The 14,715-nt window shown below is 28.3% G+C and carries 19 protein-coding genes and 1 pseudogene; 3 read left to right on the top strand and 17 right to left on the bottom strand.

Annotation, left to right across the window (positions count from 1 at the left end):
- Positions 1–34 precede the first annotated feature (34 nt).
- The 7 genes from COL3_RS27180 to yjeM all read right to left on the bottom strand — a co-directional run bounded on the left by COL3_RS27180 (position 35) and on the right by yjeM (position 5,848).
- Positions 35–745, bottom strand: coding sequence for a pseudouridine synthase (locus tag COL3_RS27180; RefSeq protein ID WP_008422035.1), 711 nt, complete (start codon positions 743–745; stop codon positions 35–37).
- A gap of 197 nt (positions 746–942) precedes the next feature.
- Positions 943–1,203, bottom strand: coding sequence for a hypothetical protein (locus tag COL3_RS27175; protein WP_008422037.1), 261 nt, complete (start codon positions 1,201–1,203; stop codon positions 943–945).
- A 114-nt stretch (positions 1,204–1,317) separates the two neighbouring features.
- Positions 1,318–2,385: a hypothetical protein gene (locus COL3_RS27170; protein ID WP_008422038.1), complete on the bottom strand. Its 1,068-nt coding sequence runs from the start codon at positions 2,383–2,385 to the stop codon at positions 1,318–1,320.
- The gene (locus COL3_RS27165; protein WP_035283095.1) at positions 2,369–3,262 is read right to left on the bottom strand and encodes an ABC transporter ATP-binding protein; all 894 of its coding nucleotides are present in this window, start codon (positions 3,260–3,262) and stop codon (positions 2,369–2,371) included. The genes COL3_RS27170 and COL3_RS27165 overlap by 17 nt, the downstream gene beginning before the upstream one ends.
- Positions 3,249–3,644 carry a GntR family transcriptional regulator gene (locus COL3_RS27160; protein ID WP_008422040.1) on the bottom strand — a complete coding sequence of 132 codons (396 nt, stop codon included), beginning with the start codon at positions 3,642–3,644 and terminating at the stop codon, positions 3,249–3,251. The genes COL3_RS27165 and COL3_RS27160 overlap by 14 nt, the downstream gene beginning before the upstream one ends.
- Positions 3,637–4,176: a hypothetical protein gene (locus COL3_RS27155; RefSeq protein ID WP_008422041.1), complete on the bottom strand. Its 540-nt coding sequence runs from the start codon at positions 4,174–4,176 to the stop codon at positions 3,637–3,639. The genes COL3_RS27160 and COL3_RS27155 overlap by 8 nt, the downstream gene beginning before the upstream one ends.
- Before the next feature lie 175 nt (positions 4,177–4,351).
- Positions 4,352–5,848 (bottom strand): glutamate/gamma-aminobutyrate family transporter YjeM, encoded by a 1,497-nt coding sequence (gene yjeM, locus COL3_RS27150; RefSeq protein WP_008422042.1) that lies wholly within the window; start codon positions 5,846–5,848, stop codon positions 4,352–4,354.
- A gap of 474 nt (positions 5,849–6,322) precedes the next feature.
- Between yjeM and COL3_RS27145 the strand changes: the two genes are divergently transcribed.
- Entirely contained in the window at positions 6,323–7,312 is a 990-nt protein-coding gene (locus tag COL3_RS27145; RefSeq protein ID WP_008422043.1) for a sulfide/dihydroorotate dehydrogenase-like FAD/NAD-binding protein, read from the top strand.
- Positions 7,309–8,094 (top strand): annotated as a pseudogene (locus tag COL3_RS27140) (FAD-dependent oxidoreductase); the annotation flags it as partial. The gene COL3_RS27145 and the pseudogene COL3_RS27140, both read left to right, overlap by 4 nt.
- Positions 8,095–8,457: 363 nt before the next feature.
- Here COL3_RS27140 and COL3_RS27130 read toward each other — a convergent pair.
- From COL3_RS27130 to COL3_RS29065, 9 genes are all read right to left on the bottom strand, one after another.
- Entirely contained in the window at positions 8,458–8,757 is a 300-nt protein-coding gene (locus COL3_RS27130) for a hypothetical protein (RefSeq protein WP_008422046.1), read from the bottom strand.
- Positions 8,754–9,002 carry a CopG family transcriptional regulator gene (locus tag COL3_RS27125; RefSeq protein WP_008422047.1) on the bottom strand — a complete coding sequence of 83 codons (249 nt, stop codon included), beginning with the start codon at positions 9,000–9,002 and terminating at the stop codon, positions 8,754–8,756. The genes COL3_RS27130 and COL3_RS27125 overlap by 4 nt, the downstream gene beginning before the upstream one ends.
- Positions 9,003–9,083: 81 nt before the next feature.
- Positions 9,084–9,287 (bottom strand): hypothetical protein, encoded by a 204-nt coding sequence (locus COL3_RS29070; RefSeq protein WP_008422050.1) that lies wholly within the window; start codon positions 9,285–9,287, stop codon positions 9,084–9,086.
- A complete protein-coding gene (locus tag COL3_RS27115; RefSeq protein WP_008422052.1) occupies positions 9,272–10,147 on the bottom strand; it encodes a ParM/StbA family protein in 876 nt (291 codons plus the stop codon). Before COL3_RS27115 ends, COL3_RS29070 begins: the two co-directional genes overlap by 16 nt.
- Before the next feature lie 123 nt (positions 10,148–10,270).
- Positions 10,271–10,471: a helix-turn-helix domain-containing protein gene (locus COL3_RS27110; protein WP_008422054.1), complete on the bottom strand. Its 201-nt coding sequence runs from the start codon at positions 10,469–10,471 to the stop codon at positions 10,271–10,273.
- 75 nt (positions 10,472–10,546) lie between these two features.
- A complete protein-coding gene (locus tag COL3_RS27105) occupies positions 10,547–10,759 on the bottom strand; it encodes a winged helix-turn-helix transcriptional regulator (protein WP_008422056.1) in 213 nt (70 codons plus the stop codon).
- Positions 10,760–10,783: 24 nt separating this feature from the next.
- A complete protein-coding gene (locus COL3_RS27100; protein ID WP_008422058.1) occupies positions 10,784–11,032 on the bottom strand; it encodes a hypothetical protein in 249 nt (82 codons plus the stop codon).
- 445 nt (positions 11,033–11,477) lie between these two features.
- On the bottom strand, positions 11,478–12,293 hold the full coding sequence (locus COL3_RS27095; protein ID WP_008422060.1) for an N-acetylmuramoyl-L-alanine amidase family protein: 816 nt from the start codon (positions 12,291–12,293) through the stop codon (positions 11,478–11,480).
- Positions 12,294–12,574: 281 nt separating this feature from the next.
- Positions 12,575–12,748 carry a hypothetical protein gene (locus COL3_RS29065; protein WP_008422062.1) on the bottom strand — a complete coding sequence of 58 codons (174 nt, stop codon included), beginning with the start codon at positions 12,746–12,748 and terminating at the stop codon, positions 12,575–12,577.
- 182 nt (positions 12,749–12,930) lie between these two features.
- Between COL3_RS29065 and COL3_RS27090 the strand changes: the two genes are divergently transcribed.
- Positions 12,931–13,125, top strand: a complete 195-nt coding sequence (locus COL3_RS27090) for a hypothetical protein (protein ID WP_008422064.1) — start codon at positions 12,931–12,933, stop codon at positions 13,123–13,125.
- Here the strand turns inward: COL3_RS27090 and COL3_RS27085 are convergent.
- On the bottom strand, positions 13,103–13,999 hold the full coding sequence (locus tag COL3_RS27085; RefSeq protein WP_008422066.1) for a hypothetical protein: 897 nt from the start codon (positions 13,997–13,999) through the stop codon (positions 13,103–13,105). The genes COL3_RS27090 and COL3_RS27085 overlap by 23 nt on opposite strands.
- Between the last annotated feature and the right edge of the window lie 716 nt (positions 14,000–14,715).

Genomic DNA, 14,715 nt, shown 5'->3' with positions numbered 1-14,715 from the left:
AAATTTGTAAGTTGCTTTAGATTTACTATTATTTTTATAAATCATTTATGTAGTCTATTTCATCCTTGCTTAAGTTTCTATATTCTCCCCTTTTTAAGTAACCCAATTTAATTTCACCGATTGCTATTCTTTTCAAAGATAAAACCTCATGATTCAATGCTGCACACATTTTTCGAATTTGCCTGTTTTTACCCTCATGAATTCCAATTTCAATTGTTGAAATTCCATTTTCAAAACCTATTATTTTCAATGTTGCCGGGGCTGTTATATATCCTCCAATATCTATGCCTATCTCAAATTTCTGAATATCCTTTTGTAATATTTCACCTTTGACAACTGCAATATATTTTTTCACAAGTTCCACTCTAGGGTGAATAATTTTATTATAAATTTCTCCATCATTGGTTAATAAAATTAACCCTGAACTATCATAATCCAGCCTTCCTATTGGATAAATTCTTTCACTAGTTTTCACTATATCTAAAATAGTTGGCCTACCCTTTTCATCTTTTACAGAACTTATGTATCCTTCAGGTTTATTGAGCATTATATATTTTTTATTTTCTTCTTTTTTTATTACTTCTCCATCAACTTCTACAATGTCTTTACCTGGATCTATTTTTATTCCTACTTCATTTACTATTTTTCCATTTACCTTCACTTTTCCTTGTTGTATTATTTCTTCGCACTTTCTTCTTGATGCCACTCCGCAACTTGCCATATATTTCTGTAATCTTTCTTCCATAATTATAATCACTCCGTATTGTTAAAATATCTAAAAACAATTCCCTTTTGACATTTTAAATTATATCTTTTTAAGTATTATATTACAACTTTCTTTATTTTTTAAACATAAAAGATAATAGAAACGCTGGAACCAGCGTTTCTATTATCTAATAATAAGGCTACTATACAGTTGATTCCTTAATATTAATCAGATTATTAGAAGAATCCTCCGCAACCGCCACCAAAGCCGCCGCATCCGAAACCGCCACAGAAGGATAAAATTAGTATAATCCAAAGCCAGCTTCCGCAGCCACCAAAGCCACTACCGAAGCCTCCACAGCCGCCTCCAAATCCATTACCGAATCCATTACCAAATCCACCACATCCGCAGCCACAGCTTTGGCAACAGCTAGGTTGGCATTGGCAACAACAAGGTTGACATTGACAGCAGCAAGAATCTTTAGAATGTCTTGACATGTTTATCATCTCCTATTCTTTTGTTAATATATATTATTCAAATTTTCTGTTTTTGGTTCTCTACTGACAAAAATAAAAATACTTTAGGAGATGTAATGAACACTAATTTAGATTTTATGTTATATTTTTTAGTAACATTTTTATAATCTTATATACAATAAAACCTGTAATACTAACAAAAAGTATATCACCACCTAAACATTCAACTAGATTTATTCCAGATAATGGTGTATATTCACCATATCTGCCCTGCATTCTATATATATAAGGTTGTAAAAATAACAGAAATCCTAGACAACCTAAAGCTGTTGATATTAATATAACTATAATATTTTCATCAGTTTTAGATGAAAATATTTTATTGCTATGCTCAATTTTGTATTTCTTTTGTATTATATTAAATATTAAAAGCATGATAAATATAAAAATTAATAATGTTATTATTTCTGCTATCAATTGTTTTATACTAATAAATTTCATAGATATGGAGTTAAGCAAAATACTTGGACTATAACCTTCAGAATAATTTCCTGACATCAAGCTTCTAATTATATATGATATACTGTAATCAATATTTATACCAGAATATCTTAATGTCTCAAGAACTTTTGTAATAATTATCATAATTGAAATTGGTATAATAGAAATCATACTAATAAATCCAATTACTGAATTAGAAAACATAGAATCAATTATAATCATAAATAATATTAATAATGTTCCAATTGCAGCTATTCTAATTATTTCAATTAAAGTCATACTAAAATAACCATCAACAATTTGCATAAATTCTTTATTACCTATATATCCCATAATTGATATATATAGATATAATATAATAAACGGTATTAATGTTATTAATATACTAATTAATTCATTATATTTAATTTGTTTTTTTGTGTATGGCCCACTTGATAAAAACATTAGCATATTCCTTTTATTAGTTCCTTGTGCTATATAATATATTGCTATAAATATAATACCTAAAATAAGATAACTGCTAAGATTTTCAGTATAACAATAATTGGTAAATGTCTGAGCAATTTGACTCTTTAAATTAAATATTTTTCTTTGTAAATTTATATAAGTTACTATGCCCCAAACTAAAAGTCCTATAATTATTGGCGCCTTAGCTGAATTAAACCATGCATAAAGCAACCCTTTATTAAAATACTTCTTCATTATTCTCCTCCTTATCAACTTTATAGATAAAGATATCTTCCAAACTTAGGTCAATTTCTTCAATAAATAGTGGGTTAAAACTTTTTAACCCATTGATGAATTCATCATCATATTCATCAGTAATAATTGTATAAACCCGTCCTATTTTACTTAATTTAAAAATGCCTTTTAAATTTAAGTCCTCCTCATAAACAGGACCGTCAAAAGCAACTTGAATTTTTTTTATTTTATTTTTCATATTCTCAATTGAATTTTCATAGGATATTCTCCCATCATTTAATATTGCGACATCATCACAAATTCTTTCAAGTTCACTTAAGTGGTGAGAGCTTATTACTATTGTAGTATTATTTTCAAATACTTCATCAGCAAATATTTTCAATAATTTATTTTTTAATATTGCATCCAAACCCGAGGTAGGTTCATCTAATATTAAATATTTAGCATTAATTGAAAATGCAAGCATTATAGACAGCCGCATCTTCATTCCTTTTGATAGTTGAAAAATATATTTTTTTGTTGGAATTTTAAATATCTTGTTAAGTTCATTAAATCTATTTTCATTAAAATCAGCATATGCATACTTGTAATATTTTAATATTTCACAAACTTTAAAATTTGTCTGAAGTATATTCTCATCAGCCACATATCCTATTTTCTTTTTAACATTTGGATTATTATATACAATTTCTTCATCATATTTTACATACCCGCTAGTACTATTATAAATTCCTGTCATACATCTTAATAATGTAGTTTTTCCAACTCCATTTGGTCCGATTATGCCCATAATCTTTCCTTCGCCTATTTTAAGATGAATATCTTTTAAAATTTGCCTGCCTTCTATCTCAAAAGACAAATTATTAATATCTATCATTATCATTCACCCCTAACTCTGTAAATATCTGAAGTGCTAGTTTCATAAATTCTTCCTTGCTTATTCCACTATAATTAGCTTTAAGTATAATTTTTTTTAATTCTTCTGAAATATACTCCATCTTATTTTCATCTACTTTCCTCTTATAATTATCTGTTATAAAAGTTCCCTTTCCCCTTAAAGTTTCAATGACACCTTCCCTTTCAAGTTCCCCATATGCCTTACTAATTGTATTAGGGTTTATTGTAAGTATTGATGACATCTCTCTAACTGAAGGCAATTTTTCTCCGCCTTTTAACGCTCCTTTTAGAATAAGTTCCTTTATTCCTAGCTGAATTTGTTCATAAATAGGAGTACTGCTCCTAGGATCAACCCTAAGCATCTTCGTTACCATCCTCTTCATTGCGTGTATATTCCATTATATAATCAATAACTAATCCTTCTCCTTCGTCAATTAGAACTAAATCAAGTTTCATTTTTTGAGGATCACTTAGTATTTTTTTGTTATTTTGATAATATGAACTATATGCATTAATATCTAGTCTAATAGGTTCTTCTTTTGTTATTTCACTTCTTTTAGTAAATTCATTTCTAAGCGAATTATAATTATCTAAAATAGCTGCTTTCTGTTTTTCATTAAGATTTTCGATTTTTTCAATATCTATTTTTTCAAAATTAAAATCAGAGTAAGTTAATCTTTTTCTCTTCGATAAGCATTCTTTTAAATCATTAGTTTCAGATAAACTACCATTTTCATCTACAGCTATAAGTGTTTTTGTTTTTAATTGTTCAATAACTTCATCTGAAGTGTTAAAACGCACTTGTTTTTGATACATTTTATTATTATTGGTGCCAAGTAAAATTGTAACAACAATTAATAAGCCTATTATAATTACAATTGATGATTTTTTCATACTTCTTCCTCCTTAATTGTATTAAGTGTACTATATCATATAGTACACTTAAATTATATTAGGAAAAACTTATATATTCAAGAAAAGATATCCTAAGTTTTCCTTAATTTTTTCTTAAGTTATGAGAAAAGAAAAAATAACTAGAGCTTTTTTAATTACCCTAGTTACTTTTACCTTATAAATCTTTCTTTTTTTCTCCATTAGCATAAATTACTAATGCAATGATAACAAATATTATAGGTCCTGATACCATAGCTATCGAGGACGAATAGTTTCCACTAAGTGAAGGTTCAATAATCGTAAATAAATTAGCTAAACCAACTACTATTGCTACTACATACCCAACAAACATTGCAAAACTTTTATTTTTAAACATTAAAAAGGGTTTTATTATATTATCTCTTTTTCTAAATGAGATATATGCTATAGCTAAAAATAAATATGGTAAAGTCATAGCAACGTTTGTCATATCTACTAAAAGCCTAAAGAATACTTTTGCACTGCTTCCACCCATTGAAACAAAAAGAACCATTACAGCCACGATTGTTGTTTGAACTAACATTGCATTTATTGGCATATCATCTTTACCGATGATTCCCATTTTTCCTGGCCAAAACTTTGCAGGTGTTCCTTCAATTAATTGTTTAAGTGGTGCATATGATAAAGTAAAAAATGCACCTGTTAGAGCTAAGAACATAGATAATCCAACGAACCTAGCAAACCAATTACCTAATTGTATAGCTAACTCATTGCTTAATCCAAATAATTGACCAATTGTATAGCCTAAATTATTCATTACCACATATGTAATATTTGCCATATTTACATTTTCTCCAGAAAGACTAGCTCCCCAATTTGTAAATATTCCAATTAAAAAGATACCAAGAGAATATCCTACAGATATAATTGCTGCTGCAATTAAAATTCCCTTGGGAAATGTTTTTTCTGGATTCTCGGTTTGGTCAACAAGACCACTAACTGCTTCGATACCGCCATATGCAAATAGCGCAAATACTAGAAATGATAATATTGAACTAGTAGTCTGATATCCTGGATTTGGGGAATTTACCAGTGACATAACTGATGAAATAGGTTCCTTAAATTGTCCCTTATTTAGTACAAAAACTATTGCTGCTCCAATTATAAGAACAATATTTAAAAGAGCAACTGCCATTCCACCAACAGAAGTTATTTTAGTAATTTTACTTATTCCTCTTTTTGAAATAATAAAGGTAGTACAAACCCACAATACCCCCAAAATACCAAGTACCTGAGTCGAATTTAACCCCAACATTCCCCATTTAGAAGTCATGTCTACTCCAAAAATAGTATTCGATAGTGGAATCCAAATTGTTGAACAAATATTTATCATCCATACTACATAGGAAGCATACCACATAAACACTCCTATAAAAGCAAATTTAGGCCCCACAGACTTTTCCATCCAGGAATATATTCCGCCTTTTTCTTCTTTGAATGCAGAACCATATTCAGCCATCATAAAAGCAAAAGGTATAAAGTATGTTATTCCTCCAAATATGTACCAAGGAATTGCACCATATCCCATAAGATAAAAGGACCTTGGCATATTTGCAAATCCAAAAACTGATGTAAAAATCATAAGAATTAAAGTAATTAAAGTCAATTTCTTTTGTTTATCATTCTTTGTCATATAGTATCTCCTCGTATTAAATTTAAACTTATTCTTATTACCAACAATAATTTAAAAATTGTTGATTAATAGAAAAAAATCTTCATAGAATTAGAATTCTTATATTTATTTAACTAATAATTTTTTTCATAAACATAGACTGTAATAGTTTACTATCATTAATATGTCTATTCAAGTCACTTTTATTACAATTTTATCAAAAGATTATTGTATTTTATTAAACAAAGTTAAATTTATTATTAATTCATTGTCGATTTATAATTATTACTGTCCAATTATTAATTATTTTATTATTGTCATAACTTAATATAAGTAATATTCTTTCTTATAATGCTTTATTAGCATTTATTAAAAACAAATAACAACTTTAGTAATAAATATATAATTAAAATCTATTTTTATTAGCTGAATTTGTAGCAAATTATATTTTTTTAAATAAGCTATTATAGAAGCAATTTTATCTGAGGAGAGAAAATGGTAAAAGAAGCTATTGACTGTATAGATGCTGGAACTGAATACTGCCCATGCAAACTTGCAGAATATGGACAATGCTTAATTTGTTCCCAGTGCCAAAGGGAAGTTTTTTGCGATTGTTTAAATTGGAAGGGAGTTTGCATTTATCAAGAACTTTATAATAATGGTTTTATAGCGAAAGATGGGCGCAAAACTTATAATTGTAATATTACAGAAGTAATAAAGTATGAAAAAGATTTGATCATCATCAAATTTAATGCCCCTCATAAGTTAGTTTTAGATTTGGTTAAACCTGGTAGTTATATATTTATAAGAACAGATGGGAATCAGTATTTTGATATTCCTATTTCTATTATGAATTCTGATATAGAAAATGATATTATTTCTATTGCTGTTGAAATTAGAGGAATAAAAACTGCTAAATTACTAAATATTAATGCTAACCAAAACATAGTAATTCGAGGCCCTTATTGGAATGGCGTATTTGGAATTAAGAATATATTAGCACAAAACAATAGTAAAGCTTTAGTTTTATCAAGGGGTATTGGACTTGCTCCTATGGTTCCTGTAATTAGAAAGCTTATTTCACAGGGTAATAACGTTAAAGTTATAATTGATAAGAATCCATTTAATATTAATTTTGCAACTGAACTGTTAAATGAATATAAGGTAGATTCAACTGAAAATTCATTATTAGATAAAGGAAATTTATCAGATCACGCAAAAGTACAAATTAAGGATGCACTCAAAGATGGAGTGCAATTTATTCATATTGCTGGAGCAGATATATTGACTTATTCAGTAATTAACTATTTAAATGACATTGACAGAAATGACGTAACTCTTTCCTGTTGTAATAACTTTAAAATGTGCTGTGGTGAAGGTATTTGTGGAGCATGTACATCAAGATTTTCTGGGCATAGAGTTAAAAGGTTCTGCAAGGAACAGGCTGACCCAAGAAATATTTTTGAAGGGAGACGATTTATATGAAGGTTATTATTATTGGTGGAGGTTGGGCTGGGTGTGCTGCAGCTCTTTCAAGCAAAAAGGCTGGAGCAGATGTTACCATCATTGAAAAAACCGATTTGTTATTAGGTCTTGGAAATGTTGGTGGCATAATGCGTAATAATGGACGTTATACCGCAGCTGAAGAATTGATTGCATTAGGTTGTGGAGAATTGATTGAAATTACTGATAGAATATCAACTCATACAAATATTGATTTTCCCGGTCATAAACATGCTTCCCTTTACAATGTTAATACTATTGAAGGAGAAGTTAGTAAATATTTAAAATCTCTAGGAATTAATCTTATGATGGAAAGCAGAGTAAATGATATCGATTTTGATGGGCAAAAAATTAAAGGTGTTTACTTAAGTGATGGAACTTATATTGAGGGAGATGTATTCATTGAAACAACAGGAACTACTGGTCCTATGGGGAATTGCATGCGTTATGGAAATGGATGTTCTATGTGCGTTTTAAGATGCCCAGCATTTGGTCCGAGAATTAGCATTAGTGAACGCTGTGGTGTTTCTGATATTCAAGGTGAGAGAGGCGATGATATTTTAGGCGCTTTCTCTGGTTCATGTAAATTAGCAAAGGAAAGTTTATCAGATGAAATTAGAGATGAGCTAAATTCTAAAGGAGTTGTAATTTTAAAAATTCCTAAAGAAGATATAAATTATGATAAATTGAGTACTAAAGTATGTCAACAATATGCTTTAAAGGAGTTTGCCGAAAATATAATTCTACTCGATACTGGACATGCAGTATATTCGAAAGGACAAGATATAATATAGTATTTGAAAATCATACTTTTTTCCTTACATATTCATTATCAAGCCACCTCATAGAAAATACAATAGGTAAAAAAATCAAAAAGTTAAGAATCTCTTTAGGTCTTACTCAAAGTGAATTTGGAAATAAGCTTAATAGAGCTTTAACAACTATCGCTAATTGGGAAAATGGACATAGAGTACCACCTAAATATATTTTAAACAATATAATAAATCTATATGATTTAGATAAAAGTTATTTCAATATATAAATAAAATTGAAGCTACCAAAAGGACTAGGCTAATCCCCTAGTTCTTTATAATTAAATTTATAGATTGTAAAATAAAATTTGTAAACTACTCAATTACTTCGTATAAAGAATTTCTGACAAGCTCGTCAACATTATTATATTTTGATCTCTTTAAAACTTGTCCTATCTTCCATTTCTCTTCTTTACTAACCTTAAATTCCATTCTAAATAATTCTGATTCTTCTATATCTTCTATTACTCCAAAATCCCCTAAAGCATTAAGACAATTTTTATCTCTATCTTTAAGATATAAATTGCTACTTATCCATACAGATGCTAAAGGCAATGCAATAAACCAAAATCCACCGTTTAAACCTAGAAATTCGTATCTAAATAGATTAATCATTTAATCATGCCCCCTGCCATCTTATTATACTGATATAGGCATAAACACCTTATAAAACTGCTCGTATCCATTCCGTTCTCTTTGGCTAATTCCTTTATTAATTCTTTTTCTGTTCCAGTAACATGAACTACAACACGTTCTGCTCTTAAATCTTCGTCCTTTTTTCTAGCTCTTTCTGTATTGGGTTTAGCTTGTCTATTCACTTTAACTTTTACCCCATTCATTACATAATATTCATTAACCATACTCTCCCCTACTCTCTTTAGGATATTTTTGATTACTAATTCTAAAGGCTTTGTGGACAATAGTACACTATTAGTACACTACTAGAAATTTAATACATCTACCTCTTCATTTGCTTTCTTAACATAACTTTCAACTGGTATATCTTTTTCATTTAACTGGCTTTTATAGAAATTTCTAAGTACTGTTTTAATATCTGCTGATTTATCATCTAGAGCATTTAAGAAATTATATAATTTTATATCCTTCTCAGTTTCTTTAAAACTAATACTTATCTTCCTAGCCATAGTTGTTCACCTACCTTTTTAAATCCTTTTGCATTATCATAAATAGGATCCTGACTAACAATTAAATTATTAAGTCTATTTTTAAATGCTAATTTTAAAACATTACTTCCTCCACCAGTTAGATAAACATATCCTTTATTAAGATTAAATTTTAATTGAAGCTCCTTATATATGGAATTGAAATGCTTATGCAATATTGGTTTAATAAAGCTTACATCTTTATTTTCTCCATTTAAGAATAAACCTTCTCTAAGAATCACCTCTCCATCTTCTAATGTAAAATTCTCTGTATATTTAGAATTAATATAATCAATTATGTCTTGGTATATATTTAACATGCCTGTAGGTATTGTCTTAACATCTATTATCTTTTTATTCACAAATACACTTATATCACTAGTTCTGCCTCCTATATCTACCACTATAAGTTGCTTTCCTCCTATTTCCTCTCTAACCTCAGATAGCATATTATAATAAACACTAGCACCTTCTGGAGCTACCTCTATATCTTCAATCAAGATTTTTCTGCTATTAATACATGCACATCTGTTATTACTTATCAATTCCTTTAGATCTTCTTTATTAACCTTGTATTGCTGTATAGGTAGCCCAATTACAACTTGGTTTATATTATCGCTTGTACTCTTTGCTAGTGCTGCAAATAACAATGGTAATGTACTTTCTTTTTGACTTTTATTCCAGTCTGTAGAAAATTCACCTTCACCTATAAAAATTGTTCTTCCATTATATATAACCTTATTATCTCCCGTAAAATTATCCATTTCGGAAATTTTGCTCAAAAAGTGAATTTTTTCAGATGTTTTTATTGCATAGTTGCCTAAATCAACACCAATAATCATGTCTTTTAACTCCTTTATTTATCATTTGTTATATCTATATGCTCCATTTGTAGGAATATTTCTTAAAATACAAGAACATTTTTTAATTTCAAGAAAAATCTATAAAAAAATATGGTACTTAGTTTATTCTAAATACCATATTTCATTAACATCTTTATTTAATTTTTTTGAAACTTCTAAAGCTTTTTCTAATGTTGGCCTACTATATTCATTCTCCCATCCACTATATGTTTTTATGCTCATACCTAGTAGCTTAGCAAATTCTCCTGGAGCCATAAGGTATTCCCTCATGCGTATTTCTTTTAATCGATTCTTAACCCCCACAATACCACCTCTAATTAGTATTGTAAAATAATTACAATACTTTGGCAAATAAATTATATAACATCATATATTATCTTATTTACCCTCTTTTACCCTCAAACTTCTTGCACAATTGTTAGTTCTATAAATATATCCTTTCTTTTCTAATCGTGATAAATACGAATGTACTGTTGATGAAGATTTTAACCCAGACATTTCTCCTATCTCTCTAATTGTTGGAGAGATTTTCTCTTTCTCCATAAAATTTTTTATAATATCTAATATTCTTTGCTGTTTTTCTGTTAGCATAAATAATCATCTCCTGTTTTAAATTTATATTTTATAAAGTATCCACGTGCAGTTTTCAGGATCATATTTTAATTCGAAAATTATCTCTTTTTCACCAATTACCGAACTACATCTAAACACCAACATTTTATTTTCTAAATCAGTGCTTATAATCTTAGATATTTTTATTACTTTATACCCATCGTTTTCTTCTATTCTAAACTTTATAGGCTTTATTCTTCCATCAGTATCAAAATAAGCTACAACTTCTATTGATTTAGAAACAACTCTCATTGTCTTTACTCCTAATCATATTAAGTATGCATGTACCACATGTTTACATCCATAGTTCTCTATAAAATTCTCCCCCTTGTTACACGAATATTAATTCGCACGAACATTTGTTTGATTATATATTACTACTTTTTGATTATTTTGTAAATAAAAAAAGCTAGGAAATCTAATCCTAGCCATGTTTTTAAATTTATTGTACTAATGTATCAACTTGAACTTTAGTATTTGCAGCCTTACTAAAGTCCTCAGACATTATTGCTGAAAATATTTTAGCATCTGTTGGTTCAAAGTTATTTACACTTCCACTGGCTGTTCCTAAAAGCTTTTTATCCTTATAGTAAAAGCTTACTTTACTTGCAAAATGGACTGGCGGTAACTTCGGTTACTGCCTTTTTTATGTAAAAAAATATGCAGCCAAATTAATGACTACATGTTCTTATCATTCTTATACTGCCTCAAATTCTACTACCATTCTTACAATTTCCCAATGTGTGTTAACATTTCCTACTAACATAGCTATACCTGTATCATAAACATAGGGGGATGTTGACTTATAATTATATATACTACTTTGCTTTAAAAAATTTGCTATTGCCTGCGCATTAAAATGGTCACAATTAAATTCTGCAGGTTGCAAGTCTTTCTGAAAATACTTAATATCTTTAATTAAATATTTACCACCAATTGTCTTTCCCACACATTGATATTTTGCTTCTGGTAAAGATAATACTTCGTGATCTAAATGATAAAAAAGTAATTTCATTAGTGTATTGTCATCATCATTTATTTCTATATTTTCGTAGGATACTAGTTTTTCTGCATCGTAATCTACTTGCATTGGAGCAGCATCTTTAATACTATGAGTACCTTGTACGTCTTTCCACGTTAGGGTATTAGTTTCCAAAGATTGATTGTTGGGTTTGCTGTTTGTCCATGCTCCACCTGAATTTAAATAATACCCATCAATAGTTGTTTCTGTAGCCATTTTGCCATCTGAATAAAAGTAATACCAATTACCATCTACATATACCCATCCGGTTTTCATAATTCCTTTACTATCAAAATAATACCAGTATCCATTATCTTTTAACCATCCAGTTGCGACTCTGCCTGTCGCATCCATGTAATGCCAATAACTTTCACCCTGTATCCAACCTGTTTCTGCCGCATTTGCGTTAATTAAACTGTTAGGTATTATAGGTACTATGCTTGATATAGATATTATTAATGCTATTATCTTTTTAAATTTTCTAATTTTCACGTTATTTCCCCCTGTCAAATATTTCATATACTAATTTATTACATTATGAACAAATTATATCATATTGTGTAAATACTTTACTATTAGAATTTGTACAAAAAAATAAAGGTAGACTAAGTATTTCTACCTAATCTACCTTTTATAAATATTTTAAAAATTTACTTGTATATTTTATCTATATTGTGTCAATTATTATAATATATAATTCAAATTACTTATCTTTTTAAATATTTTTATGATGCAGCCAAATTAATGACTGCATCTTTTTTGTTTGAGTATAATTAAGAGCCAATAGCTTTTAGAAATATAGGTGTAACAATACTGCTAAATAGATTTCCAAACATGCCTAAAGCTTTTGCAACGAATCCACCAACTTGTTGAGGATACATTATACACGTTGCAGCTAGAAAAAATCCTGATGCTGACTTTATTAAACTTGATTTTGCACTCCCCATAATCTCATCCTTTCATATATACTTTTACATAATTATACCATAAATTATGTAAAATGGCATAAAAAATAAGCAGTAGTTAGATTGCTCCTTGCTACTGCTTAATCATAAAAACATTGTATATAGATTTATACTGTATTATAATTTAATTATAAAATTAATTCTTTTATTAAGGAAGTGATATTATGTTTAAGGAAATTAAAAATCTTCTAAATAGTCAGTTTAATAGAATGCAAAATTTTGATTCTGAAAATAATAGTGCTAAGGCTGCTATAAATAAGAAGAATTCTGATTTTTCAAAAGACTTAAACAACAAAATATCATCATCTCAATCCAGAATATCTGAAATTAGAAAATCTATTCAAAATACAAAGCTATAGGTATAACTATTTTCATATCCTCATTGAATCCAAGAGTATTTACATACAACTCTTGAAAGCTTTTATCTAAAACACTAAACATATCATCAAAAGAATTGTTAACTTGTTTTTCCCTATCTAAAGAGTCTTTCAATGTGCTTGTATATCTTCCTACTATTTTAATTTTTTCTGAATAATTAAATCTAATCTGGTTCAAAGATTCCCTTAGATATTTTTTTGTTATTGGAATTAAGCAATTATTACAAATAACGAACTCTGAATATGGAAGTATAGTTTTTATTATGTTGAACATTTTGCTATAATCAGCATATTCCTTGAGTACATTACTTTTAATTGATTCAATATTTTTTCCTGCCGCCTTTATTCCATTAGCATTTAACTTTTCCTTATTATTGTTTAATTCGTTTCTAAATGGCTTTACTGTTTCTTCAGCAATAAATTCAGCTAAATCCTGCGAAAATATATTTAATATGTAATTTAAATCTCTAATTATAAAATTATCTTCGATTTTCACATAATTACCTATAGCGCTGTTTTCAAGTTCGCCAATTAAGGTATTATCTTTCAGATAAGCAACAAATTGATCATATGCATTGTCATGTAATATTTTCTCAATCAATTCTCTTCCAGTTTCAATTTGTGATAACGTATTGGTTGTATTAACTATTTCCTTATCTTCTGAAAATTTAAATCCCAATATAGGTTTTAATCCAATCTCAGTAGTAAAATTAGTTTTACCTGGAATTGTATTTTCATTTTGAGTTGTTGCGACCTCATCTTTAACCTCATTAACCGCTGATTTTAACAATCCTCCATTTATTTGCGATAAATACGAATTTAATGTATCTGTATCTAAGTATACAAAATGCCTCATGTTCTGTTCCTCCGTTATATATTTATATTTTCACTAAATTATGTTATAATAGAGGTAACTTAATCGAACTCTATTACAACTAAGAACCCATGATTGATTGGTAGTCGCATGGGTTCTTTTTATTTGGTTATATTTACATAATACTACAATGTGGACAAGGTTTCCACAAATAAAAATAAAGGGTAGCTAAATAATAGGTCAAAATATTTCTACTTGAATATTGAACTTATAAGTTATAAAATATTATCAAACCAAATAGAGATTTCAGGAGTGATTTTTGTGTTTAATACTAAGGATCCTCAAGATTTTGTTTTGCTTGTACTATGGATTTTCTCAATGTTGATTTTATTGGTACTAGCTACAAAATAATTTTGAGGCTTATGGGATTACAAATCCTGTAAGTATACTTAGTTAAATAAATTATAAATAAGTATAAAAAACATAAAATTTCACTCCTTTTTTGTTTAGATTTATTTTTGATGCCTCATTATGACTTAGTTTTAAGTATATAAATAAATTATATGAAAATAAAATATATATTAATAAACATAAAAATAAAGGGTACAGGATTAACTCCCATACCCTTAAAACTCTTGCCAAAATAATTATTTAATTTATTGAATCCATGCTCCTGTATCATCAACTTTGTAGCCATCTGGAGTTGTACAGTTCATGTATAATCCTCCATGTTCATCAAAGCAATAACATTCACCATC

Source organism: Clostridium sp. LS (assembly GCF_002760435.1).
GTDB lineage: Bacteria > Bacillota > Clostridia > Clostridiales > Clostridiaceae > Clostridium.
The sequence above is the reverse complement of the archived record's forward strand: the minus strand, read 5'-3'. Positions and strand labels throughout refer to the sequence as shown.